Origin of the sequence: Streptococcus ilei (assembly GCF_000479335.1) — a bacterium.
Classification (GTDB): Bacteria; Bacillota; Bacilli; order Lactobacillales; family Streptococcaceae; genus Streptococcus; species Streptococcus ilei.
Window position 1 is genome coordinate 1,684,782 of the sequence record NC_022584.1, and the last position, 26,609, is coordinate 1,711,390.

16 protein-coding genes are annotated in these 26,609 nt (G+C 43.2%); 14 read left to right on the top strand and 2 right to left on the bottom strand.

What is annotated here, in order from left to right; translation table 11 throughout:
- The first annotated feature begins 6 nt into the window (after nt 1–6).
- The 8 genes from N596_RS08025 (at nt 7) to N596_RS08060 (ending at nt 10,155) form a co-directional block, all read left to right on the top strand.
- Complete coding sequence (locus tag N596_RS08025) at nt 7–876, top strand: ROK family protein (protein WP_023027543.1); 870 nt, start codon at nt 7–9, stop codon at nt 874–876.
- A complete protein-coding gene (locus tag N596_RS08030) occupies nt 870–2,750 on the top strand; it encodes a beta-N-acetylhexosaminidase (RefSeq protein ID WP_023027544.1) in 1,881 nt (626 codons plus the stop codon). Before N596_RS08025 ends, N596_RS08030 begins: the two co-directional genes overlap by 7 nt.
- 215 nt (nt 2,751–2,965) lie before the next feature.
- Nucleotides 2,966–3,895, top strand: a complete 930-nt coding sequence (locus tag N596_RS08035; RefSeq protein WP_023027545.1) for an ABC transporter permease — start codon at nt 2,966–2,968, stop codon at nt 3,893–3,895.
- Nucleotides 3,896–3,908: 13 nt separating this feature from the next.
- Complete coding sequence (locus N596_RS08040) at nt 3,909–4,841, top strand: carbohydrate ABC transporter permease (protein ID WP_006597196.1); 933 nt, start codon at nt 3,909–3,911, stop codon at nt 4,839–4,841.
- A gap of 63 nt (nt 4,842–4,904) precedes the next feature.
- Nucleotides 4,905–6,386, top strand: coding sequence for an ABC transporter substrate-binding protein (locus tag N596_RS08045; protein WP_023022065.1), 1,482 nt, complete (start codon nt 4,905–4,907; stop codon nt 6,384–6,386).
- A 197-nt stretch (nt 6,387–6,583) separates the two neighbouring features.
- Nucleotides 6,584–7,195, top strand: a complete 612-nt coding sequence (locus tag N596_RS08050) for a YesL family protein (protein WP_023027547.1) — start codon at nt 6,584–6,586, stop codon at nt 7,193–7,195.
- Between the two features lie 2 nt (nt 7,196–7,197).
- Entirely contained in the window at nt 7,198–8,844 is a 1,647-nt protein-coding gene (locus tag N596_RS08055; protein WP_023027548.1) for a sensor histidine kinase, read from the top strand.
- 12 nt (nt 8,845–8,856) lie between these two features.
- Complete coding sequence (locus tag N596_RS08060; protein WP_023027549.1) at nt 8,857–10,155, top strand: response regulator transcription factor; 1,299 nt, start codon at nt 8,857–8,859, stop codon at nt 10,153–10,155.
- A 52-nt stretch (nt 10,156–10,207) separates the two neighbouring features.
- Here the strand turns inward: N596_RS08060 and N596_RS08065 are convergent, their stop codons facing one another.
- Both N596_RS08065 and tyrS read right to left on the bottom strand, forming a co-directional pair.
- Complete coding sequence (locus N596_RS08065; protein ID WP_023027550.1) at nt 10,208–11,050, bottom strand: methyltransferase domain-containing protein; 843 nt, start codon at nt 11,048–11,050, stop codon at nt 10,208–10,210.
- 56 nt (nt 11,051–11,106) lie between these two features.
- Entirely contained in the window at nt 11,107–12,363 is a 1,257-nt protein-coding gene (tyrS, locus tag N596_RS08070) for a tyrosine--tRNA ligase (protein WP_023027551.1), read from the bottom strand.
- Between the two features lie 208 nt (nt 12,364–12,571).
- On the opposite strand from tyrS, the gene pbp1b reads away from it, so the two are divergent.
- The 6 genes from pbp1b to N596_RS08100 all read left to right on the top strand — a co-directional run bounded on the left by pbp1b (nt 12,572) and on the right by N596_RS08100 (nt 26,601).
- Nucleotides 12,572–15,022, top strand: a complete 2,451-nt coding sequence (gene pbp1b / locus N596_RS08075) for a penicillin-binding protein PBP1B (protein WP_258025877.1) — start codon at nt 12,572–12,574, stop codon at nt 15,020–15,022.
- Nucleotides 15,023–15,443: 421 nt separating this feature from the next.
- Nucleotides 15,444–19,013 carry a DNA-directed RNA polymerase subunit beta gene (gene rpoB, locus N596_RS08080; RefSeq protein ID WP_023027553.1) on the top strand — a complete coding sequence of 1,190 codons (3,570 nt, stop codon included), beginning with the start codon at nt 15,444–15,446 and terminating at the stop codon, nt 19,011–19,013.
- 150 nt (nt 19,014–19,163) lie between these two features.
- A complete protein-coding gene (gene rpoC / locus N596_RS08085) occupies nt 19,164–22,817 on the top strand; it encodes a DNA-directed RNA polymerase subunit beta' (RefSeq protein WP_023027554.1) in 3,654 nt (1,217 codons plus the stop codon).
- Nucleotides 22,818–23,205: 388 nt separating this feature from the next.
- Entirely contained in the window at nt 23,206–24,357 is a 1,152-nt protein-coding gene (gene wecB / locus N596_RS08090; RefSeq protein ID WP_023027555.1) for a non-hydrolyzing UDP-N-acetylglucosamine 2-epimerase, read from the top strand.
- 2 nt (nt 24,358–24,359) lie between these two features.
- On the top strand, nt 24,360–25,148 hold the full coding sequence (locus tag N596_RS08095; protein WP_023027556.1) for a hypothetical protein: 789 nt from the start codon (nt 24,360–24,362) through the stop codon (nt 25,146–25,148).
- 142 nt (nt 25,149–25,290) lie between these two features.
- Nucleotides 25,291–26,601: a glycosyltransferase family 2 protein gene (locus N596_RS08100; RefSeq protein ID WP_023027557.1), complete on the top strand. Its 1,311-nt coding sequence runs from the start codon at nt 25,291–25,293 to the stop codon at nt 26,599–26,601.
- The last annotated feature ends 8 nt before the right edge of the window (nt 26,602–26,609 follow it).

The following is a 26,609-nucleotide window of genomic DNA, read 5'->3' on the forward strand; positions in this document are numbered from 1 at the left end:
AAAGTAATGACCATTGCAACGATTGATATCGGAGGGACTGGCATTAAGTTTGCTAGTCTGACTCCTGATGGAAAGATTTTAGATAAGACCAGCACCCCAACTCCAGACACTCTAGAAGATTTGTTGGCTTGGTTGGACCAACGCTTGTCAGAACAGGACTATCGTGGGATTGCGATGAGTGTGCCAGGTGCGGTCAATCAAAAAACAGGAGTGATTGAGGGGATTAGTGCCATTCCATATATCCATGGTTTTTCATGGTACCAGGTCCTTGCTCATCACCAGCTACCTGTCCATCTAGAAAATGATGCCAACTGTGTTGGACTTAGTGAACTGCTGGCTCATCCTGAGACTGAAAATGCAGCCTGCGTCGTGATTGGTACAGGAATCGGTGGGGCTATGATGATCAATGGGAAACTACACCGTGGTCGCCATGGCTTGGGTGGAGAGTTTGGTTACATGACGACTCTTGCACCAACTGAGAAACTCAATAACTGGTCGCAACTTGCGTCAACTGGAAGTATGGTTCGCTATGTGAATGAAAAATCTGGTCAATCCGATTGGGACGGTCGTAAGATTTACCAAGAGGCTGCAGCAGGCAATGTCCTTTGTCAAGAAGCCATTGAGCGTATGAATCGTAATCTTGCTCAAGGACTACTCAATATTCAGTATCTGATCGACCCAGATGTCATTAGCCTAGGTGGTTCTATCAGTCAGAACCCAGATTTTATCAAAGGGGTCCAAAAAGCAGTAGATGCTTTTGTCGAAAGATATGAAGAGTATACAATTGCACCAGTCATCCAAGCCTGCACCTATCAGGCAGATGCCAATCTCTACGGTGCCCTTGTCAACTGGTTACAGGAGGAAAACCAATGGTAAGTTTTACAGGACTTAGTCCCAAACAAGCGCAAGCTATTGAAGTATTAAAAAATCACATTTCCCTACCAGACGTAGAAGTGGCAGTTGCTCAGTCTGATCAAGCCTCTATCTCTATCAAGGGTGAGGGTGGTCACTATCAACTGACCTATCGTAAACCACACCAACTCTACCGCGCCTTATCCGTTCTAGAAACAGCTTTAGCAGAAGGTGACAAGGTGGAGATTGAAGAGCAGGCAGCTTATGAAGACTTGGCCTATATGGCGGATTGTTCCCGTAATGCTGTAATGAATGTCGCCTCTGCCAAACAAATGGTTGAGGTCTTGGCTCTCATGGGCTACTCAACCTTTGAACTCTACATGGAAGATACCTATCAAATCGAGGAACAACCTTACTTTGGCTATTTCCGTGGAGCTTATTCAGCTGAAGAGTTACAGGAAATCGAAGCTTACGCTCAGCAGTTTGATATGACTTTTGTTCCTTGTATTCAGACCTTGGCCCACTTGTCAGCCTTTGTCAAATGGGGTGTCAAAGAAGTCCAGCAACTTCGTGATGTTGAGGACATTCTCCTCATTGGCGAAGAAAAGGTTTATGACCTGATTGACGGCATGTTTGCGACCTTGTCTAAACTGCAAACTCGCAAGGTCAATATCGGAATGGACGAAGCCCACCTGGTTGGTTTGGGACGCTACCTCATCCTAAACGGCGTTGTGGATCGTAGTCTCCTTATGTGCCAACACTTGGAGCGCGTGCTGGATATCGCAGACAAGTATGGTTTCCACTGCCAGATGTGGAGCGATATGTTCTTCAAGCTCATGTCAGCAGATGGCCAGTATGACCGTGATGTAGAAATTCCAGAAGAAACTCGCATTTATCTCGACCGTCTAAAAGACCGTGTGACTTTGGTTTACTGGGATTATTACCAAGATAGCGAGGAAAAATACAACCGCAACTTCCGTAACCATCACAAGATTAGCAAGGATATCGCCTTTGCAGGTGGTGCTTGGAAGTGGATTGGTTTCACGCCTCATAACCATTTCAGTCGTCTCATCGCAGTCGAAGCTAATAAAGCCTGCCGTGCCAATCAAATCAAAGAAGTCATTGTGACTGGTTGGGGAGATAATGGTGGTGAAACAGCCCAGTTCTCTATTTTACCGAGCTTGCAAATCTGGGCAGAGCTAAGCTACAGAAATGACTTAGAACGTTTGTCAGCTCACTTCAAGACCAATACAGGCCTATCCGTCGAGGACTTTATGCAGCTTGACCTGGCCAATCTTTTGCCAGACCTACCAGGAAATCTGAGTGGGATTAATCCTAACCGCTATATCTTTTATCAAGATGTTCTTTGCCCAATTCTTGATCAGCACATGACACCAGAGCAGGATAAGCCTCACTTTGCTCAGGCAGCTGAGATTCTGTCTGCTATTAAAGAAAAAGCAGGCATCTATGCTTATCTTTTCGAAACTCAGGCTCAGTTGAATGCTATTTTAAGTAACAAAGTGGATGTAGGACGACGCATTCGCCAAGCCTATCAAGCAGATGATAAAGACGGCTTGAAACAAATTGCCAGAGAAGAATTACCAAAACTTAGAAGTGAGATTGAAAACTTCCATGCTCTCTTTAGCCAGCAATGGCTGAAAGAAAACAAGGTCTTTGGTTTGGATACGGTCGATATTCGTATGGGTGGACTCTTGCAACGGATTAAGCGAGCAGAAAGTCGTATTGAAGACTATCTAACTGGTTCTATCTCACGTATTGATGAGTTGGAAGTAGAGATCTTGCCATTTAATGATTTCTACGCAGACAAGGACTTTGCAGCCACGACAGCCAACCAATGGCATACGATTGCAACAGCTTCGACCATTTATACAACCTAATCTAAAAAGGTGTCTTTAAAAAGATGATGTTGAAGGAGAAGAAGAATGTCCGATGAGTGGAGACATTTCTTCTCCTTTTTTCTCCATTTTTAAGGCTATGTCATAAATTTGTAGAATTTTTTCTATAATTAGGAGTTTGAAAAAGTTTTCATAGAGTTTTATAATTGATAATGTAAACGTTACCAAAGGGAGAAAACGACAAAGGGGGGAGTCAGATGAAAAAGTTTTTGAAGACCTTGAGAGAAAATCTTATTTTCTTCTTGATGGTTTTACCAGGTGCAGTGTGGTTGATTTTATTCTTCTACATACCTGTTTTGGGAAACGTTGTTGCATTTAAAGACTATCATATCACTGGAGAGGGATTTATTGATAGCGTAATGAAAAGTAAGTGGGTTGGGTTTGATAACTTCAAATTCCTCTTTAGCTCCAACGATGCTTATATCATTACGAGAAATACTGTTCTATACAACTTAGCCTTTATTTTCTTGGGCTTGATTGTTTCTGTTGGGATTGCCATTATCTTTAGTGAGATGCGGTCTAAACGATTGGTCAAAGTATTTCAAACATCAATGCTGTTCCCTTATTTCTTGTCATGGGTTATCATTAGCTTCTTTACAGATGCCTTCTTAAACGTCGATAAAGGCTTGATTAACCATGTCTTGACATCTCTTGGGATGAAAGGAATTAACTTCTATACAGAGGTTGCCATTTGGCCGGCTCTTCTCCTTTTCTTAGGAATCTGGAAGGGCTTTGGTTATAGTAGTGTCATGTACTACGCAACCATCATGGGAATAGATCCAACCTTTTACGAAGCAGCAACAGTGGACGGGGCATCCAAGTGGCAACGGATTCGCCACATCACCATTCCTCAGTTGTCTTCCTTAATTACGGTTTTGACCATCCTTGCAATCGGAAATATCTTCCGTGCTGACTTTGGATTGTTCTACCAAATTCCACATAACTCAGGTGCCCTTTATAGTGTGACAAACGTAATTGATGTCTATGTCTACAATGGACTTGCTAAATCAGGAGATATTGCGATGGCCGCAGCGGCTGGTCTTTACCAATCAGTTGTCGGATTGATTCTCGTTTTACTTTCTAATATTGTAGCACGTCGGATTGATAAGAATGCAGCGCTCTTCTAGAAAGGAGGATACCATGGCAAAATCAAAAATTAAAAAAGAAAAAGTTGATAATGTTGGGATCCACTCCTTTAGTAAGAAAGCAGACCTCTTCTTTAGTAGCATTGTTGGCTTGGTTGCTCTATCCTGTATCTTGCCCTTCATCTTTGTTGTCATGATTTCCTTGACCGACGAACAAAGTTTGGCGATTCACGGCTTCCAATTTTGGCCTGCTAAGTTTGGTGCAGATGGCTATCTTTTCCTTGTTCAATTTAAGGATAAGATTCTTCAAGCCCTCTTTATTACCTTGTTTGTGACGATTGTAGGGACAGCATGTAATGTCTTCATTACAACGACCTACGCCTACGCAATCTCTCGTAGAACCTTTAAGTACAGAAACTTCTTTACTGTCTTTGCCCTCTTGAGCATGCTCTTTAGTGCAGGGATGGTACCAGGATATATCGTTACTACTCAGTTGCTTCATTTAGGAGATACCGTTGGAGCCCTCATCATTCCAATGTTATTGAGTCCCTTCAATATTATTTTGATGCGGACCTTCTTCAAACGGACGATCCCAGAAGCAATTCTTGAGTCTGCTCGGATAGATGGAGCAAGTGAGACGAGGATCTTCTTCCAGATCTGTTTGCCACTTTCTCTACCAGGGATTGCGACAATCAGTCTCTTCACAGCCCTTGGCTTCTGGAATGACTGGTTCAACGCCCTTCTCTATATCAAGAGTGAAAACCTCTATCCTCTTCAATACTTGCTGATGCAAATCCAAAATAACATGGATTACATTTCTAAATCAGTCGGTGCATCTAGCCAAATCGCTGGTGCGGTCCAATCCCTTCCTAAGGAAACTGGACGGATGGCCATGGTGGTGGTAGCAACAGTTCCAATCGCTATCCTCTATCCATTCTTCCAACGTTACTTTGTAAAAGGATTGACCATCGGTGGTGTTAAAGAGTAAGCAACTCTTGTTCATCCACTCTTCATAATGTTAATAAAGAAAAATAAAAAAGGAGTTTTTCTCATGAAAAATTGGAAAAAATATGCTTTAGCTTCTGCTAGCGTTCTCGCACTTGGAGCAACTCTTGCTGCTTGTGGCAACTTGACAGGTGATAACCAAAAATCATCTAAGAGTGAAGATGGTAAAACAGTTATCAAAATGTACCAAATCGGTGACAAACCTGATAACTTGGATACTTTGTTAGAAAATGCTAACAAGATCATCGAAGAAAAAGCTGGTGTTAAATTAGACATCCAATACCTTGGTTGGGGTGACTATGACAAGAAGATGAACGTTATCATTTCATCTGGTGAAAACTACGATATTGCCTTTGCAAACAACTATGTCATCAACGCTCAAAAAGGTGCTTATGCTGACTTGACAGACTTGTATAAGAAAGAAGGAAAAGAGCTTTATGAAGCACTTGACCCAGCTTATATCAAAGGGAATACTGTAAACGGCAAGATTTATGCTGTTCCAGTTGCAGCTAACGTTGCATCTTCACAAAACTTTGCCTTCAACGGACCACTTCTTGAAAAATATGGTATCGATATTTCAGATGTGAAAGACTACGCTTCACTTGAACCAGTCTTGAAAGCCATCAAAGAAAAAGATCCAAACGTTGTTCCATTCGCAATGAACAAGAGCTACGGTGGACCTTCTGATGACTTCGATTACATTGCAGTAGATGGTCTTCCATTCGTTGTCGATTTGCAAGGTGACACAACTAAGATTGTTGACCGTTACACTATTCCACGTTATGTTGAAAACTTGAAGACTCTTCATAAATACTATGAAGCTGGTTACATTCCAAAAGACGTAGCTACAAGTGACACTGGATATGACCTTTCTCAAGATACTTGGTTGGTACGTGAAGAAACAGTAGGACCTGCTGACTACGGTAACAGCTTGCTTACTCGTGTAGCAAACCGTAAGATTGAAATCAAACCATTCACTCAACTTTACAAGAAAAATAACACTACTCAAGTTGCAAACTTTGTTATCTCAAACAACTCTAAGAACAAAGAAAAAGCAATGGAAGTATTGAACCTCTTGAATACAAACCCAGAACTCTTGAACGGTCTTGTTTACGGACCAGAAGGCAAGAACTGGGAAAAAGTTGAAGGTAAAGAAAACCGTGTGAAAGTCTTGGATGGCTACAACGGAAACACTCACATGTCTGGATGGAACACTGGTAACAACTGGATCCTTTACATCAACGAAAACGTAACGGATGAGCAAATTGCACAATCTAAGAAAGACTTGGAAACTGCAAAAGAATCTCCAGCACTTGGATTCATCTTCAACACTGAAAACGTGAAATCAGAAATCACTGCCCTTACAAACACTTTGAACCAATTCACAAGTGCCATCAATACAGGTACAGTAGATCCTGAAGTTGAAATTCCTAAGATGCTTGAAAAATTGAAATCAGAAGGTGCCTACCAAAAAGTATTGGATGAAATCCAAAAACAATACGATGAGTACCTTGCTGCTAAGAAATAAGCTAGCATTACTTGCTTAAGTCTATTAAAAGACTTTGAGGTCTTCGCACTTCAAAGTCTTTTCTGTTGATGATTTCGAAATCGAAACCATCAGAGGAAATGTGCTATAATATAGGGTATAATCATCAGTTGTACTAGGGAAACTATACTAACTTGATTGAAGTTCCCCTCTACAGCAAATGAATATGGAGACAAATTATGGGAAGAATGATTGAATTTATTTTTACAAGAGTCTACTTAGCCATGCTGGCAACAGGAATTTTTTGGGCGCTAACTCTTTGTGGAGGAATCTTATTTGGATTTGGGCCAGCTAGCGCAACGATTATGAGTCTATATGCCGAACATGGATCTGATTACAAGCAATATGCTTGGTCTGAAGCTTGGTCGCTCTATAAAGAAAACTTCCGTCCTGCCAACCAGGTTTTCTATACATTTTTTTTAATCGAAGCTATTCTTGTTTATGGCATGTATCTGATGATTCAATTGCCCCACTTGTCCCTATTTCAGATTTTTATCTTATTGGTTAATTTGATTTTTTTATTGGTGGCTCCCTTGACTTTTGCAGTCTACCTCAAGCTTCAAGTCCATTTTGAGTTGTCCTATCTCAACAGCTTGAAGCTGAGCTTTATTGGTGCTTTTCTTGATATCCGTGCAGTGACAAAGTTTCTCTTGGGTACCTTTCTTCTAGGAGTTGTTACCCATTTCGTTCCGGCTTTATTTTTCTTTGTTTTACTGGGCTTGTGGCATTTCTTTGTCAATGATATTTTTCAACCCGTCTATGAAACAATTCGCTCTAAAGTGGTTTCTTAATTATGAAAAAAATATGGTTAGCAACACTTTTGAAGTTCTATGCCTATATCATGGTGGGGATCATCACGACTTTAGGTGTGACGGTATCGTTGGTCTATTGGCATAATCAACGAGCAGAGACAGATCGAATCGCTCAGTTGATTTCCTCTCGCTTGACTGCTGAGGTGGAGGATATTTATAAGAGATCTTCTCAATGGGGGAAGAGTCTGGTTGAAAATCCAGCCAAACTTGAAGGTGTTTACAAGTATTTTTCAATGACACCTTCTGAATATGAAAGTTGGCGCCTGGACAATTATTTTTCCAACTATATTCAAGTCTCCCTACACCGCAATGTTGAGACTCTTTACTTGGAACACGACGCCCTGGATGAAATTGATTTGGTGTTAAATGACTACACAACGGTCTTTGTCTCCAGTAAAAGTAAAAAAGGAGGGCAACAAGTTCCAGCGGATCAATACGTGGCTAGTTCACAAGCGATTCCGGTTTCCTTGACGGATGTTACGACTGGCGAAGATATTGGACTGGCTTATATTAAAATCAATCCAGCGCTTTTGGATTCTGTTGTCGACAATATTCAAGACACGATTCCAGTTGCCGTCCAGATTTATAATCCCTTGGGGAAGGTTTTTTACCACAGGGGAGACATCAATCCAGAAGATCATAGTCAGTGGATTGTGCGGGATACTGCTTACGGTTATCAAATCTGGGTTGGGATTCCGACCTCTTACACGGTTCGAACAGCCTTATTTAGTTTTACCTGGATGATTTCGGTCGCCTTAATCCTGGTCTTAGTCTTGTATCTCTTGCTTCAACGAATTTTCCGTAATTACCAAAGACAAGTGTTGGATTTGGTAGATACCATGGAAGCCATCAGCCAGGGGGACTCTGAGCGACGGATCAATGTGGATACCAAAGAGCAGGAACTCCTCCTAGTTGCAGAAATGACCAATACCATGTTGGACAATATGGACAAGTCTATTCGGGATATCTATCAGCTACAACTGAGCCAAAAAGATGCCAATATGAAGGCCTTACAAGCGCAGATTAATCCGCATTTCATGTATAATACCATGGAGTTTATTCGCATGTATGCAGTCATGCAGGATCAAGAAGAATTAGCCGATATTATTTACGAATTTAGCAGTCTCCTTCGAAACAATATTTCAGAGGAGAAAGAGACGACCATCGAAAATGAGTTGGAATTTTGTAGAAAATACAGCTATCTCTGTATGGTGCGCTATCCAAAATCAATTGCCTATGGCTTTAAAATTGAACCCGGTCTGGAAGAGATGGTTATTCCGAAGTTTACTCTTCAGCCGCTAGTGGAAAATTATTTTGTTCATGGAGTTGATCACAAACGCAAGGACAATGTCATTAGTATCAAAGTCCGTCGTGTTGGAGAAGCTGTGGAGATTCGTGTTCAAGACAACGGGAGAGGAATGGAACCGAACCAGTTGCAACGGATCCAACAAATATTGAGTCATAGGGATCCTCGAGAAGAAGTAGAAGAGAGTAAGGAACGACAATCAATTGGGATTGTCAATGTCCACGAGCGTTTCCTTCTCTACTTTGGGGATCGTTACCACATTCAAATTACATCAGAAAAAGGAAAAGGTGTTCTCTATACGATTACCATCGAGGACACTTAAGAGGAAGAAATCGTGTATAAAGTCTTATTGGTTGACGATGAATATATGATTACTGAGGGGTTGAAAAAACTGATTCCCTTTGAAAAATGGGACATGGAGGTTGTGTACACAGCAGAGGATGCGGATCAGGCCTTGGCTTATGTTGCGGATTATCCAGTAGATATTGTGATTACGGATGTCAATATGCCAGGAAAAACTGGTCTGGAAATGATTGATCAAATGCAGTCTATTCTTCCCCATGCAGCTTATATCATTATGTCGGGTTACCAAGATTTTGCTTATGTAAAAAAAGCCTTAAACCTCCGGGTAGCAGACTATCTGTTAAAGCCTGTCAATAAGGTGGAGTTGGGGAATATCCTAGAAAAATTATCTCAAACTCTGAAAAAACCAGATCAAGAGACGGCCAATCGGCTCCTTCATGAAGATTGGTCAGAAGAAGAGTTTGAGCAGGCCATCCGAGGAAGAAAGCAACTCTGGATTGGAGTGGATAAGGAAAGGAAAGGCTTTGCCAGTTCGTCTTATCAGGTCTTGGGACAAAATCTTCAACTCTATCTTTCAGATGAGGATGAGGGGGCTTTCCTACAGCGTCGTTTCCAAGCACCTTATAAGGAACATTTTCAACAATTTAAAGAGCTTGTTGAACGAAGTCTATTTTATGGGGATCTCCCTTTGGAAGAAGAAGATGGCGTCTTTAATTACTACGAACCCATCTACCGTGTCATCATCCAGGGGAATATCCAACAGATTTTAGAGGAGTTGAACTGGTTGGAAGAAACCGTGAAAAGCCATACTCCAAAAGTGGCGATAGCCAAGCAACTCTTTATTCAGTTCATTATGGATGTCTTTCATTTATTTGAACACTTGCATGGAGATGACCTGACAGAAGTTGTGAAAACTGTTCATGAGACAACGACTTTCGAGGATCTTGTTACCTGCGTTCGGAACCAATTGGAGAATTTCTTCTCTCAATATCGAATGAACAATAATGTGGCGACTGTCTTGGAAGTTATCGGACGTGACTATCGGAAGGAACTGTCGCTCAAGGATATCAGCAAAGATCTCTATATCAATCCCGTTTATTTAGGACAATTGATTAAACGTGAGACCAATTCTACCTTTGCTGAGCTCTTGAATAAACAACGGATCAAAGCGGCCCAACAGTTACTTTTATCCACAACTGAAAGTATTGAAGATATTTGCTATGAAGTCGGCTACAGTAATGTCGGTTACTTTTACAAGGTTTTCCGCAAGTTGTGTGGCAAGTCGCCCAAAGCCTACCGTCAACAAATCGGCGTAGAGGAAAGTGACTAATCTATAAACATAAAAAAAGACCCTCCATTTGTCAATCAATGGAGGGTGTTTGTTAGTTGTTTCTTCCAACCAAAATAGTGGCAGAAATCGTGATGTGAGTCAAATCACTCCAGTCGATTTGAGATGCATCGACATGAAAGAGGAGAGGCGTCATGCTCAGAAGAGCCTCCCGCAATGCTGGTGTGAGTTCGAAAGTTTCCTGGCAATGGAGGCTTTGTTCAACCGTAAAATGATCAGAGAAATGTCGAATAATTTGCTCATTGGAATAATCGGCCTGATCGAGGTGCTCCTTAACCTTCTGACGAATTTCTTGCAGATGGCTTGGTGTTGGGATAACCTTAATAAGGCGACCGTCTGGGGCCAGGATCCGTTTAAATTCCTGATAGTTCGCTGGCGAAAAGATGTCTAGAAGAAGGTCCATACTCTGGTCTAAAAGAGGGAGGCGAGCTAGGTCCCCGACAAACCACTTGACCTTCCATTCATGGTCGCTCTTAGCAGCCAGCTGGATCGATTCCTTAGACAAATCAAAGGCGTAAAAGGAATGGTCTGGATACCGTTCTTGTAAGATGCGAGAATAGTACCCTTCCCCGCAACCAATATCTAAAATGTTAGATGGATGGTCCAGTGGAGACAAGCATTCTGATAGGGTAGTAAGGATATGGTCGTAGAAGCCGTTCTCTAAAACTAGTTGCCGGTTTTGGAAACTCTCCTTGTCATAGTCCTTAGAGGGCTTCACTTGTGGAGCCAAGTTCACATAGCCAAACTTAGCAAGATCAAAGGAGTGGCGGTTGGGACAAGTCAAGCTTTGTTGGACCAGGTCAAGGGCTTCCTGACAGATGGGACAGGCAAAAGCTGTTGCGGTCTGAAATCGTTGTAATTTTGGTTTGATCGTCATGATACTTCTAGTGTACCAAAAAACCTCTGAAAGTCATAGTTTCAGAGGTCTTCTTTTTAATAAGTCAAGACAAAGTATTTTTTCTTCCCACGGCGGATAACAGTGAGTTCGTTCTCTAACTTATCTGCATCACTTAAGACATAGTCAAGATCTTGGATGCGGTCACCGTTGACGTAGATAGCTCCGTTTTGTACATCTTCACGGGCTTGGCGTTTTGAGTTAACCACGCCAGATGACACGAGCAATTCGACGATGTTGTGGTTTTCGTCTGCTTGTACTTGGTAGTTTGGCACGCCACGAAGTCCTTGCTTAAGCTCTTTAACAGAAAGGTTTTTGATGTTTCCAGCAAAGAGTTGCTCCGTGATGTTGAGGGCTTCTTTGTAAGCTTCTTCACCGTGGACAAGGGTAACCACTTCACGCGCCAAGACTTTTTGAGCCAAGCGTTCGTGTGGCGCAGCTTCAAACTGTTTGCGGATCTCTTCAATCTCATCAAGAGACAAGAAGGTAAAGATTTTCAAGAAGCGAACAGCGTCAGCGTCCATGACATTCATCCAAAATTGGTACATTTCGTATGGAGAAGTCTTTTCAGGGTTGAGCCAAACCGCATTCCCTTCAGATTTACCAAATTTCTTACCAGTTGCGTCTGTAATGAGGGGTACAGTAATCACGTGACCAGTCTTGTCAGCCTTCCGACGCAACAATTCGGTACCAGCAGTCATATTTCCCCATTGGTCAGAACCACCGATTTGCAGAGTGACATTGTGCTCTTGGTTCAAGACAAAGAAGTCGTAGCCTTGCATGATTTGGTAGGCAAATTCAGTGTAAGAAATCCCTGTTTCAATCCGTTTCTTCACAGATTCCTTGCTCATCATGTAGTTGACAGTAAAGTATTTTCCGATGTCGCGAAGGAAGTCAATGAAGCTAATGCTGCCAAACCAGTCGTAGTTATTGACCATGACAGCCTTATTTTCCCCATTTTCAAAATCTAAGAAACGAGACAATTGCCCTTGGATAGAAGTGACCCAACCGTCTACAGTCTCCTTAGTTTGTAAACTGCGCTCGGCATCTTTGAAAGAAGGGTCTCCAATGAGTCCGGTCGCACCACCGACAAGCGCATAAGGTTTGTGGCCTGCCAATTGTAAGCGACGACTGGTCAAGATGGCAACAAGGTGCCCAAGGTGTAAACTATCAGCAGTTGGATCGTAGCCAGTATAATACGATACTTGTCCTTCTTCTAGGGCTTTACGCAAAGCATCTTCGTCAGTCGTTTGGAAAATCAAACCACGTTCTTTTAGCTCATCAAAAATGTGCATCGTTCTCTCCTTTTCTAAGCTACTGGCCGGATCGATGAAAACAGTCCAGTATCTGTATGGTTTCTCTCTATTTTACCATAATGACTTGAAATAGCAATGAATGGACGAAAAAAATCCAATTGGAAACAGTGTTCTCAACTTTAGGAATTGAAAAGAAAGTAGTCCATTTGGTATAATAGGAAGGACAAGGAGAAATAGAGTGAGTCAAATGAGAGAATTTTTTACAAAGTGCGGGAAGAAAATAAAAGGCTTCTTTGCCAAAATGACTGTTGAAGTCAATGAGAAAGAAGACAAGGAGGGCTGGTCACTAGGAGATTTCGTAGCGACAGTTCTCCGAACCATGAAGCTCCTTTGGGATGTGTTATTGGTGTTTGCTTTAGGTGGCCTCTTGTTTGGAGCAGGGATTGCGATTGGCTATGCGGCCAGTCTATTTAATGCGACAGAAACACCGGATCCAACACAGCTGGTTCAACAAGTACGAAATATTTCCAGTGTTTCAAAGATTTCCTACTCAGACGGGAGTGTCATTTCTGATATTGATAGTGACCTCATTCGGATTCCTGTTCAAAAGGATGCGATTTCGGATAATGTTAAAAAGGCCGTCATTGCCACAGAGGATGAAAATTTCAATAGCCATAACGGGGTTGTTCCAAAAGCAGTAATCCGGGCGACTTTAGGTTCAGTTGCCGGAGTAGGTTCCTCAAGTGGGGGTTCAACTTTGACCCAACAGTTGATCAAACAACAAGTTGTGGGAGATGCACCGACCTTCTCACGGAAAGCTGCGGAGATTATCGATGCCCTTGCTCTTGAGCGGGTAATGGATAAGGACGAAATTTTAACGACCTACCTCAATGTATCTCCATTTGGTCGAAACAACCGTGGACAAAATATTGCTGGAGTAGAAGCGGCAGCTCAAGGGATCTTTGGAGTTTCTGCCAAAGACTTGACCATTCCACAGGCGGCCTTTATTGCTGGTTTGCCACAGAGCCCAATTGTCTACTCACCTTATGCTTCTGATGGAAGTCTCAAAACTCCAGAAAATCAAGCTTTAGGCTTGGATCGGGCAAAGGATGTCTTGTACAATATGTATCGGACAGGGGCTATCACTAAGGAAGAGTACGACCAATATAGTCAATATGATTTAAGTAAGGATTTCCTTCCGTCAAATGGCATCGAGAAGACGCCACACGACTACTTGTATTTCCAAGCCGTCAGTGAAGCGGAAGAAGCCATGTATGAGTATTTAATCAAGAGAGACAACGTCTCTAGCCACGACCTAAAAAACAATTCGACCGTTAAATCTTATCAAGAGTTGGCGAAGAAAGAATTGAGAGAGGGTGGCTATACGGTCCAAACCACTATTAACAAAGCTATCTACAATGCCATGCAAGAAGCAGTTGCCAATTATGGAGGTATCTTGGACGATGGAACGGGTACGGTAGAGGTAGGGAATGTCCTTATGGACAACCGAACAGGGGCTATTCTTGGCTTTGTTGGGGGACGGAATTTTGACGGGAATCAAAATAACCATGCTTTTGACACGGAGCGTTCTCCAGGGTCTACCATTAAACCCTTGCTGGCCTATGGAATTGCCATTGACCAAGGCTTGATGGGAAGCAATAGTATCCTCTCCAATTACCCAACCAACTTCTCTAGTGGAGAGCCAATTATGCACGTGGATAACCGAGGGACTGGGATGATGGACCTCCGAGAGGCCCTCAACACCTCATGGAATATCCCAGCTTATTGGACCTATCGTACTCTTCGTGAAAAGGGTGTCGATGTCCCAGGCTATATGGAAAAAATGGGCTACGACATCGCTGAGTATGGGATTGAAAGTCTGCCAATGGGAGGCGGAATCGAAGTAAGCGTTGCTCAACATACAAATGGTTATCAAACCCTTGCCAATAATGGGAATTACCAAAAGCGCTACATGATTGAAAAAATCATGGATCGCAATGGGGAAGTGGTCTACCAACATGAGAGCAAGGCGACCCGCGTCTACTCAGCAGCAACTGCGACTATCATGCAGGACCTGTTAAGAGGTGTCATCAGCTCTGGTGCAACAACGACCTTTAAGAGCCGAATCAGCCAGGTCAATCCAACTCTTGCAAATGCCGATTGGATCGGGAAAACTGGAACCACCAATGAGAATGGAGATATGTGGCTCATGCTGTCTACTCCAAATCTTACCTTAGGTGGCTGGATTGGACATGACAACAATGCTTCCATGGCTCCGTTGACAGGCTACAATAATAACGCAAGTTACATGGCCTATTTAGCGAATGCCATCTACCAGGCGGATCCAGCTGCTTGGGGCGTGCAAGATCGCTTTACCTTAGATAGCAGTGTTATTTCATCGACTGTTCTCAAATCGACAGGACAACGACCTGGTCGTGTCAATGTCAATGGTCGTGATATCGATGTGTCGGGTGCGACGGTTACCAGCTATTGGGCTAAAAATGGCGCTCCACAAACGACCTACCGCTTCGCAATTGGTGGATCGGATAGTGATTATGCTAGTGCCTGGGCTGGAATTCTAGGCGGTTCAGCTAATACTTCCAATGGAAATCGCAATAGCAACCGGACAAGCAATTCGAACACGCCAAGTAGTTCGAACACGACAGCTAGTTCATCATCTAGTGGACAAAATAGATAAAAATAACGAGTTGCAATACCATAAAATCGTTTTCATGTCTAGAGAAAACCTTGTGTTTTTTATGAAAATACGATATAATAAGGACAAGTAATTTGTCGTGCGCTTTATTTGAAATATTGTCCAAATAGAAGCTTACAGCAGTTAAATCAAACTTTATAAAAGTCGATTTAGCTGCTCTTTTTGTGCCTATTTTTAGAAAAAACGGAGCTTGTCACACAAACTTAATCTTTCTAAAAATTCCAAAAAGGATGAATGATACGGAGGAGATTTCTTCTCACGTGATGTAGATCACACCCCCTTCATAACATCGTTTCGACTGGATCAGAACCATTCTGATATGGTCAGAAGCGATCTAGAAACCGGATTTTCAGAGAGGGTTTTCCCCTAGCTGGTATCCTAGTATAGAAAAGGAGTTAAAACTTTGGCAGGACATGACGTTCAATACGGGAAACATCGGACCCGTCGTAGTTTTTCAAGAATCAAAGAAGTTCTTGATTTACCAAATTTGATTGAAATCCAAACGGATTCATTTAAAGATTTTCTGGATCATGGTTTGAAAGAAGTTTTCGAAGATGTATTGCCAATTTCGAACTTCACAGACACAATGGAGTTGGAATTCGTCGGCTATGAAATCAGAGAACCAAAGTATACCTTGGAAGAAGCACGTATCCATGATGCGAGCTATTCTGCCCCAATCTTTGTAACCTTCCGCTTGGTCAACAAGGAAACAGGCGAAATCAAAACGCAAGAAGTCTTCTTTGGTGATTTCCCAATCATGACCGAGATGGGAACCTTTATCATCAATGGTGGAGAGCGGATCATCGTATCTCAGCTCGTGCGTTCACCAGGTGTCTACTTCAATGATAAGGTGGACAAGAACGGTAAGGTTGGCTATGGATCAACGGTTATTCCGAACCGTGGAGCTTGGCTAGAACTTGAAACAGACTCAAAAGATATTGCTTATACTCGTATCGACCGTACGCGTAAGATTCCATTTACGACCTTGGTTCGTGCCCTTGGTTTCTCTGGGGATGACGAGATTTTTGATATCTTTGGGGATAGCGAATTGGTTCGCAACACAGTTGAAAAAGATATCCACAAAAACCCAATGGATTCTCGCACAGATGAAGCCCTTAAAGAAATTTATGAGCGTCTTCGTCCAGGTGAGCCAAAAACAGCGGAAAGCTCTCGTAGCTTGTTGGTAGCCCGTTTCTTTGACCCACGTCGTTATGACTTGGCTCCAGTTGGTCGCTACAAGATCAATAAGAAACTCAATATCAAGAACCGTTTGTTGAACCAAACGATTGCAGAACCATTGGTAGATGCTGAAACAGGAGAAATCCTTGTAGAAGCTGGTACCGTGATGACACGCGATGTCATCGACAGCATCTCAGAACATTTGGACGGTGATTTGAACAAGATTGTCTACACTCCAAATGATTCAGCAGTATTGACAGAACCAGTCGTTCTTCAAAAATTCAAGATTGTGGCACCAACGGATCCAGACCGCGTTGTCACTATCATCGGCAATGCTAATCCAGATGATAAGGTTCGTACCATCACTCCAGCTGATATCCTTGCTGAGATGAGCTACTTCCTTAACTTGGCTGAAGGTATTGGCCGCGTGGATGATATCGACCACCTTGGAAACCGTCGTATTCGTGCCGTTGGTGAATTGCTTGCCAACCAAGTGCGTCTTGGACTTTCACGGATGGAACGTAACGTTCGTGAACGGATGTCTGTTCAAGATAACGAAGTATTAACACCTCAACAAATCATTAACATCCGTCCAGTAACTGCAGCAATCAAAGAATTCTTTGGTTCTTCCCAATTGTCCCAGTTCATGGACCAACACAACCCACTTTCTGAGTTGTCCCACAAACGTCGTTTGTCTGCCTTAGGGCCTGGTGGTTTGACACGTGACCGCGCTGGATATGAAGTCCGTGACGTGCACTACACTCACTATGGTCGTATGTGTCCAATCGAAACACCTGAAGGACCAAACATCGGTTTGATCAACAACTTGTCATCCTATGGACACTTGAACAAGTATGGTTTCATCCAAACGCCATACCGTAAAGTAGACCGTGAAAAAGGTGTGGTCACCAACGAAATCGTTTGGTTGACAGCTGATGAAGAAGATGAGTACATCGTAGCCCAGTCCAACTCTAAGTTGAACGAAAAAGGTGGTTTTGCTGAGCCGATCGTTATGGGACGTCACCGTGGTAACAACCAAGAGTTCCCATCTGATCAAGTCGACTACATGGACGTATCTCCAAAACAGGTAGTTGCCGTTGCGACAGCATGTATTCCTTTCTTGGAAAACGATGACTCCAACCGTGCCCTCATGGGTGCCAACATGCAACGTCAGGCTGTGCCATTGATCGATCCAAAAGCGCCTTACGTGGGTACTGGTATGGAATACCAAGCAGCCCATGACTCAGGAGCTGCAGTCATTGCGCAACATGATGGGAAGGTTACTTATGCCGATGCTGACAAGGTAGAAGTTCGTCGGGAAGATGGATCTCTTGATGTTTACCATATCCAAAAATTCCGTCGTTCAAACTCAGGTACGGCTTACAACCAACGTACCCTTGTAAAAGTTGGCGATGTCGTTGAAAAAGGCGACTTTATCGCAGACGGTCCATCGATGGAAAAAGGGGAAATGGCCCTTGGTCAAAACCCAATTGTTGCCTACATGACATGGGAAGGTTACAACTTCGAGGATGCCGTTATCATGAGCGAACGCTTGGTGAAAGAAGATGTCTATACATCTGTTCACTTGGAAGAATTCGAATCAGAAACGCGCGACACTAAGTTAGGCCCTGAAGAAATCACTCGTGAAATTCCAAACGTTGGGGAAGATGCTCTCAGAAACCTTGACGAAATGGGTATTATCCGTATCGGTGCGGAAGTAAAAGAAGGCGATATCTTAGTTGGTAAGGTAACACCGAAGGGTGAAAAAGATCTTTCTGCTGAAGAACGTCTCCTCCACGCTATCTTTGGAGATAAATCTCGTGAAGTGCGTGATACTTCTCTTCGTGTACCTCACGGTGGAGATGGTGTTGTTCGCGATGTCAAGATCTTTACGCGTGCAAACGGAGATGAATTGCAATCGGGTGTCAACATGTTGGTTCGTGTTTACATCGCACAAAAACGCAAGATCCGCGTCGGAGATAAGATGGCCGGTCGTCACGGAAACAAAGGGGTTGTATCCCGTATTGTTCCTGTGGAAGACATGCCTTACCTTCCAGATGGTACACCGGTTGATATCATGTTGAACCCACTTGGGGTGCCATCACGTATGAATATCGGTCAGGTTATGGAACTTCACCTTGGTATGGCGGCTCGTAACTTGGGTATCCACATCGCAACACCAGTCTTTGACGGAGCAAGCTCAGAAGACCTCTGGGATACCGTTCGTGAAGCTGGTATGGATAGCGATGCTAAGACCATTCTTTACGATGGCCGTACAGGTGAGCCATTTGACAACCGTGTTTCTGTCGGTGTCATGTACATGATCAAGCTTCACCACATGGTTGATGATAAACTCCACGCTCGTTCTGTCGGACCATACTCAATGGTTACCCAACAACCACTCGGAGGTAAAGCTCAGTTTGGTGGACAACGTTTCGGGGAAATGGAAGTTTGGGCCCTTGAGGCTTATGGTGCGTCTAATGTCCTTCAAGAAATCTTGACCTACAAGTCAGACGATGTCAACGGACGTTTGAAAGCTTATGAAGCGATTACCAAAGGAAAACCAATTCCAAAACCAGGTGTGCCAGAGTCCTTCCGAGTACTTGTGAAAGAATTGCAATCACTTGGATTGGATATGCGTGTCCTAGATGAAGATGACAAAGAAGTTGAACTTCGCGACCTTGACGAAGGGGAAGACGACGATGTTATCCACGTAGATGATCTAGAAAAAGCACGTGAAAAAGCAGCTAAGGAAGCTCGCGCAGCTTTCGAAGCTGAAGGGAAAGAAGATTAATAAAATATGTAGTTCAAGAGAGTAGAAAGCCTGAGAAGGTTGTCTATCTCGAAGCTTTAGGCTTGAAGGTGTGAAGGAAAGTCCTTCTCACCTTCACAAAAAGCAAAAGAACATACAATCGATAATGAACATAAAGAAAGGTAAGAAATAGTGGTTGATGTAAATCGTTTTAAAAGTATGCAAATCACCCTAGCTTCTCCAAGCAAGGTCCGTTCATGGTCTTATGGAGAGGTCAAGAAACCTGAAACAATCAACTACCGTACATTGAAACCAGAACGTGAAGGTCTCTTTGATGAAGTCATCTTTGGTCCTACAAAAGACTGGGAATGTGCGTGTGGAAAATACAAACGAATCCGTTACAAAGGGATTGTTTGTGACCGCTGTGGTGTGGAAGTAACACGTGCCAAGGTTCGTCGTGAACGAATGGGGCATATCGAGTTGAAAGCTCCTGTATCACACATCTGGTACTTCAAAGGAATCCCTTCTCGTATGGGATTGACCTTGGACATGAGTCCTCGTGCCCTTGAAGAAGTCATCTACTTCGCAGCTTACGTGGTTATCGATCCAAAAGATACACCGCTTGAGCACAAATCCATCATGACAGAACGCGAATACCGTGAACGCTTGCGTGAATACGGACCAGGTTCCTTTGTTGCCAAGATGGGGGCAGAAGCGATCCAAGACCTCTTGAAACAAGTGGATTTGGAAGCTGAAATTGCTGTCTTGAAAGAAGAATTGAAGACTGCAACTGGTCAAAAACGTGTGAAGGCTGTTCGCCGTTTGGATGTCTTAGATGCCTTCTACAAATCTGGAAACAAACCAGAATGGATGGTTCTCAACATCCTTCCTGTTATTCCACCAGATCTTCGTCCGATGGTCCAATTGGATGGTGGCCGTTTTGCTGCCTCTGACTTGAACGACCTTTACCGTCGTGTGATCAACCGGAACAACCGTTTGGCTCGTTTGCTTGAGTTGAATGCTCCTGGTATCATTGTGCAAAACGAAAAACGGATGCTTCAAGAAGCGGTTGACGCTTTGATTGACAATGGCCGTCGAGGTCGTCCGATCACAGGACCAGGTAGCCGTCCACTTAAATCATTGAGCCACATGCTCAAAGGGAAACAAGGACGCTTCCGTCAAAACTTGCTCGGGAAACGGGTAGACTTCTCAGGACGTTCCGTTATCGCCGTTGGTCCAACCCTTAAGATGTACCAATGTGGTGTGCCACGTGAAATGGCCATCGAGCTTTTCAAACCATTTGTCATGCGTGAAATCGTTGCGCGTGATATCGTGCAAAACGTCAAAGCCGCTAAACGCTTGGTGGAACGTGGCGATGAGCGTATCTGGGATATCCTAGAAGAAGTCATCAAAGAACACCCAGTTCTCTTGAACCGCGCACCGACCCTCCACCGCCTGGGGATCCAAGCCTTCGAGCCAGTCTTGATTGACGGGAAAGCTCTTCGCTTGCACCCACTTGTCTGTGAAGCCTACAACGCCGACTTTGACGGTGACCAAATGGCCATCCACGTACCGCTTTCAGAAGAAGCCCAAGCAGAAGCCCGTATCTTGATGCTGGCTGCTGAGCACATCTTGAACCCGAAAGATGGTAAACCAGTTGTTACCCCATCTCAGGATATGGTCTTGGGGAACTACTACCTTACTATGGAAGAAGCTGGTCGTGAAGGCGAAGGAATGGTCTTCAAAGACCGCGATGAAGCGGTCATGGCCCTTCGCAATGGTTATGTTCACTTGCATACACGTGTCGGAATTGCGACGGATAGCTTGAACAAACCATGGACAGAAGCTCAACAACACAAGATTCTCTTGACAACAGTTGGTAAGATTCTCTTTAACGATATCATGCCTGCAGAACTTCCATACCTCCAAGAGCCAAATAATGCCAACTTGACAGAAGGTGTTCCAGCTAAGTACTTCTTGGAGCCTGGTCAAGATGTCAAAGTGGCGATTGAACAATTGGAATTAAACGTTCCATTCAAGAAGAAAAATCTTGGAAATATCATCGCGGAAATCTTCAAACGCTTCCGTACAACAGAAACATCTGCTTTCTTGGACCGTTTGAAAGACTTAGGTTACCACCACTCAACCCTTGCTGGTTTGACAGTGGGGATTGCCGATATTCCAGTTGTTGAAGATAAGGCTGAAATCATTGAAGAATCTCACAAACGTGTAGAACAAATCACCAAACAGTTCCGTAAAGGGATGATTACAGATGATGAGCGTTACAATGCCGTTACAGCTGAATGGCGTGCAGCACGTGAGAAATTGGAAAAACGCTTGGTAGATAACCAAGATCCGAAGAATCCAATCGTTATGATGATGGACTCTGGAGCTCGTGGTAACATCTCAAACTTCTCACAGCTTGCCGGTATGCGTGGTTTGATGGCTGCTCCAAACGGACGGATTATGGAATTGCCGATCCTTTCAAACTTCCGCGAAGGTTTGTCAGTACTCGAAATGTTCTTCTCTACTCACGGTGCTCGTAAAGGGATGACCGATACGGCCCTCAAGACAGCCGACTCAGGTTACTTGACACGTCGTTTGGTTGATGTTGCCCAAGACGTCATTATCCGTGAGGATGACTGTGGAACTGACCGTGGACTCGTGATCCGTGCGATTACCGATGGCAAAGAAATGATTGAACCATTGGAAGAGCGTTTAACAGGTCGTTATACGAAGAAATCTGTCAAACATCCTGAAACAGGTGCAGTCATTGTTGGTCCAGATACTTTGATTTCAGAAGACCTAGCACGTGAAATTGTCAATGCTGGTGTCGAAGAAGTAACTATCCGCTCCGTATTTACATGTAACACTCGTCATGGGGTCTGCCGTCACTGTTATGGTATCAACTTGGCGACTGGTGATGCGGTTGAAGTTGGTGAAGCAGTCGGAACCATCGCTGCCCAATCTATCGGGGAACCTGGTACACAGCTTACAATGCGTACCTTCCACACGGGTGGGGTTGCCTCAAATACCGATATCACTCAGGGTCTTCCTCGTGTCCAAGAAATCTTTGAAGCCCGCAATCCTAAAGGGGAAGCGGTCATCACAGAAGTCAAAGGACAAGTTACAGCAATCGAAGAAGATGCTTCAACTCGTACTAAGAAAGTCTTCGTTAAAGGTGAAACTGGCGAAGGCGAATACGTGGTACCATTTACAGCCCGTATGCGTGTAGAGGTTGGCGATCAAATCTCTCGTGGTGCAGCATTGACAGAAGGTTCAATCCAACCAAAACGTCTCCTTGCTGTACGTGATGTCTTATCAGTTGAAACTTACCTCCTTGCGGAAGTACAAAAAGTATACCGTAGCCAAGGGGTAGAAATCGGTGACAAACACATCGAGGTAATGGTGCGTCAAATGATCCGTAAGGTTCGTGTTATGGATCCAGGAGATACAGACCTTCTCATGGGTACCCTCATGGATATTACAGACTTTACAGATGCTAACCGTGATGTGGTCATTTCTGGTGGGGTTCCTGCAACGGCTCGTCCAGTCCTTATGGGGATCACCAAGGCCTCTCTTGAAACCAATAGTTTCTTGTCAGCGGCTTCCTTCCAGGAAACAACTCGTGTCCTCACTGACGCAGCGATTCGCGGTAAGAAAGACCATCTCCTTGGACTCAAGGAAAATGTTATCATTGGTAAGATTATTCCTGCTGGTACAGGTATGGCTCGTTACCGTAACTTGGAACCACAAGCAGTCAATGAAGTCGAAATTATCGAAGAAGTTCCTGTTACAGAAGAAGCAACTGAAACTGTTGAACCAATTGTAGTGGAAGAAAATTAACCCTAAAAGAAGCTTTACTGATCTTCAGTAAGGCTTCTTTTTATGCCTAAAAATAACCATATAGGCACCGCTTTTTCCTATAATATCAGTTTAAAAATATGCGCAAAAATAAATATATATTTAAAATAATGAATACTTTAGTAATGAAAATGAAACTTCATAAACGTTTGAATGTTTAAAAAAAATAGTATAAAAACCAGCTATTTCAAGGGTTCTAAGGGTTCGAAAGATTCGAATGTTACATATAAATTACGGATTATTAAAATTCGATTAAATGTATTACGAAAGCATTGAGATAGTTTGACTTTTGAAGCTATTGAAGGTAGAATGGATGGGAAAAGCGTTGTCGATTTTGTTAAAAAATTCACAAGATTAAAAAGGTGAGATGATGAAAAAGATTAAAGTGATGGTTGTTTTTGGAACGCGCCCAGAAGCGATTAAAATGGCTCCCCTGGTTTTAGAGCTTCAAAAGCAAAGTGAGACCTTTGAAACGATTACAGTAGTGACTGCTCAGCATCGTCAAATGTTAGATCAAGTGCTAGAGACCTTCCGTATTCAACCGGATTACGATCTAGATATTATGGGGAAAAACCAATCTCTTCTAGATATTACGGCTAAAATCCTTGAAAAATTTGACCCAGTCGTGAAAGAAATGCAACCGGATATGATTTTGGTCCATGGGGACACAACGACGACTTTTGCAGCCAGTCTTGTTGCTTTTTATAATCAAGTCCGTATAGGTCATGTAGAGGCGGGGCTCAGAACTTTCGATAAGTATTCGCCTTTCCCTGAGGAAATGAACCGTCAAATGACGGATAACCTAGCAGATCTCTATTTTGCCCCAACCAGTGAAAGCAAGGCCAATCTTCTCATGGAACATCATCCAGAGTCGTCCATTTTCATTACGGGGAATACGGCGATTGATGCCCTGCGATTAACCGTGCAAGAGAATTATCACCACCAGGTGCTTGATCAGTTAGATCCACAGAAGAAACTGGTCCTAGTGACCATGCACCGTCGGGAAAACCAAGGCCAACCGATGCGAGCTGTCTTTGCTGCCTTGAGAGAAATGGTAGATGCTCATCCGGAGTTGGAGGTTGTTTATCCAGTCCACCTCAGTCCGGCTGTTCAAGAGGCGGCTAAGGACATCTTAGGAGATCACGACCGTATTCATTTGATTGCTCCTTTGGACGTCTTTGATTTTCATAACCTAGCATCGAGAAGTTACTTTATTATGTCTGATTCGGGAGGAGTTCAGGAGGAGGCCCCTTCCTTAGGCAAGCCTGTCTTAGTCCTTCGGGATACGACCGAACGTCCAGAAGGTGTCAAAGCTGGAACTTTAAAATTGGTCGGAACGGATCCTGAGCGCGTCAAGGAAGAAATGACGGCTCTGTTGACGGACCCAGATCTGTATCAAAAAATGGCTTCAGCTCGAAATCCATATGGAGATGGGAAGGCATCTGAGCGGATTGTTCAAGCTATTCAGCACTATTATGGCCTCGTTGACTCGGTATCTGAATTTATGGAGGGAGAGATTTAGGAATGAAAAAAAGGAATCATTTAGGAGACTGGATGCTTATTTTAGTCGGCTTTGTATTGGCCGTCCTGATATACTGTCTATTCTTTGCACGGGAAATTATTATTGAGGAAGCTCTCTTTCTTGTGTTAGCCTTGTTTGCCTCTCTTGTCTTATCCAATTTGCTGCTGACCTGGACGATTTTAATTTCAGTCGGTTTAGGAATTGTCTTTCTGGTAGCAGGAGTCGTGTATATCCCTGCAAACCAGGCACTGTTATTGCTTTTCTCTTTCCCTATTCTGATTGGAATACTATCAAAAATTCGCTACTATTTATTTAAAGAAGTTGCAAAGGTTCAAAACCAAGAAGAAGACGCTGAAGTTGCCTACCGTGGCTTGCTGGAACACATGGGTGTTCAACAGGAACAGAAATTACAAGCCCTCTTGATCCATTGGTCTCATGAGGAACTCTTCTATCAAATTCATCCTCGTGAGTACAATCGGACGCTGAACCAAATTCATTATCTGATTGGCCACCATTTGATACAAGATGAGAGACTTTATTATGTTTCAGATGGCAATTTTCTAGTACTTACGAATAGTCAGCAACGAAATTTGCAAGAATATTATCAGTTGTATTTAAAAAATCAATTGGAATCTTTGGTCTTTAAGGGAGAAGACGGTAATCAAGCGATTCAATTTCAAAAAGGATACTTGGTGGTGGATTCGACCAATCGGACGAAATTCCATAGCTACCAGGAAGCTATTAGTAACTTGAAATGTCAACTTGAAACGGATATTATTGTGGAATATTAGGAGGAACCGATGACTCTTACAAATCTATTTTTTGGGCTAGCCTTAGGGATTAGTCTATTCTTTGCGGTGTGCTTCTGTGCATTATTCATTGCCTACTTGGTCATCTACCATCGGGTAAACAAAAACTTTAAGGCGGTGGACCATGATCAGTCAAATTTTAATGATTTTCACCTTGATTTCTATCTGGTTATCTCTAGCCTGGGGCTTGGTAATCTTGATTTCAGCGGTTCAATTCTGGTTGAAACACAGTGATTTTCGAGTGGATACGAGCCCGCTTCTCTATTATCCTAAAGTAACCATTGTGGTACCTGCCCACAATGAAGATGTGGTCATTGCTCAAACTGCTAAGGCGATTTTGGATATGAATTACCCTCATGATCGTGTGGAGTTGCTTCTCTTTGCAGATAACTGCTCGGATCGTACCTATGAGGAGTGTTTGGCTGTCAAGGCCCTTCCGGAATACGCTGGACGTGACGTGACCATTATTGACCGTACCGGTACAGGTGGGAAAGCTGGAGTATTAAATGATGCCTTGAAGATGGCGACAGGAGATTATATCTGTGTCTATGATGCAGATGCTATGCCTGAGAAAAATGCTCTTTATTTCTTGGTTAAGGAAGTTCTTAAAGATCCAGAACGTCATGTGGCTTCATTTGGACGCAATAAGACGAGAAATGCTAACCAGAACTTCTTGACGCGCTGTATCAACCAAGAAATCGTCGTGACCCAACGGGTTCACCACGTCGGGATGTGGAATCTCTTCAAAATCGGACGGATTCCAGGGACCAACTTTATTATCCAAACAGAATTTGTCAAAAGTATCGGTGGTTGGAAGAATGGTGCCTTGACGGAAGATACGGATATTTCCTTCAAGATTATGCAAAGCGGAAAACTGATCGCCTTGGCTTACAACTCGGAAGCCTTCCAACAAGAGCCAGAGACCCTAAAAACCTACTACATGCAACGGAAACGTTGGGCAAAAGGGAACTACGAGGTTGTACTTTCCAACTTTAAACACTTATTCGGAAAAGGGAACTGGCGGGTAAAACTAGAGGTCTTCAACTATTCATGTATTTTCTTCTGGTTTAATGCAGCGATTGTCTTGTCAGACTTGATTTTCTTTGCCAATGTCCTTGCCATGTTTATCCATCTCTTTGCTCCGGGTGTACAGATTCCTTTTGCTTTTGACTCCGAAAATATCTACATTGCCCAATTGATGCTCTTTAACTGGGTGCTAATGATTGGTTTGTATTTGTTGCAAATCAACATTGCCATGGCTTCTCAGTTTGGTCAGGCGACGGTGAAACAGATTTGGTTGGCCCTAGCAGCCTACTTTAGCTATTCCCAACTCTTTATCATTGTTTCGATTGATTCGATTTCATCCATCATCATGGATAAATTGCTTCACCGTGAAGGAACCAAGTGGGTGAAAACGAAACGGTTTGCTGGTTAGGAGGACTT

What these genes read in the sequence shown, in the direction of transcription:
- pbp1b (WP_258025877.1), top strand. Translation starts at nt 12,572, where the DNA reads ATGAGAGAATTTTTTACAAAGTGCGGGAAGAAAATAAAAGGCTTCTTT.
- N596_RS08095 (WP_023027556.1), top strand. Translation starts at nt 24,360, where the DNA reads ATGAAAAAAAGGAATCATTTAGGAGACTGGATGCTTATTTTAGTCGGC.
- N596_RS08100 (WP_023027557.1), top strand. Translation starts at nt 25,291, where the DNA reads ATGATCAGTCAAATTTTAATGATTTTCACCTTGATTTCTATCTGGTTA.
- N596_RS08045 (WP_023022065.1), top strand. Translation starts at nt 4,905, where the DNA reads ATGAAAAATTGGAAAAAATATGCTTTAGCTTCTGCTAGCGTTCTCGCA.
- wecB (WP_023027555.1), top strand. Translation starts at nt 23,206, where the DNA reads ATGAAAAAGATTAAAGTGATGGTTGTTTTTGGAACGCGCCCAGAAGCG.
- N596_RS08035 (WP_023027545.1), top strand. Translation starts at nt 2,966, where the DNA reads ATGAAAAAGTTTTTGAAGACCTTGAGAGAAAATCTTATTTTCTTCTTG.
- N596_RS08030 (WP_023027544.1), top strand. Translation starts at nt 870, where the DNA reads ATGGTAAGTTTTACAGGACTTAGTCCCAAACAAGCGCAAGCTATTGAA.
- N596_RS08040 (WP_006597196.1), top strand. Translation starts at nt 3,909, where the DNA reads ATGGCAAAATCAAAAATTAAAAAAGAAAAAGTTGATAATGTTGGGATC.
- tyrS (WP_023027551.1), bottom strand. Translation starts at nt 12,363, where the DNA reads ATGCACATTTTTGATGAGCTAAAAGAACGTGGTTTGATTTTCCAAACG.
- N596_RS08050 (WP_023027547.1), top strand. Translation starts at nt 6,584, where the DNA reads ATGGGAAGAATGATTGAATTTATTTTTACAAGAGTCTACTTAGCCATG.
- N596_RS08025 (WP_023027543.1), top strand. Translation starts at nt 7, where the DNA reads ATGACCATTGCAACGATTGATATCGGAGGGACTGGCATTAAGTTTGCT.
- N596_RS08065 (WP_023027550.1), bottom strand. Translation starts at nt 11,050, where the DNA reads ATGACGATCAAACCAAAATTACAACGATTTCAGACCGCAACAGCTTTT.
- N596_RS08055 (WP_023027548.1), top strand. Translation starts at nt 7,198, where the DNA reads ATGAAAAAAATATGGTTAGCAACACTTTTGAAGTTCTATGCCTATATC.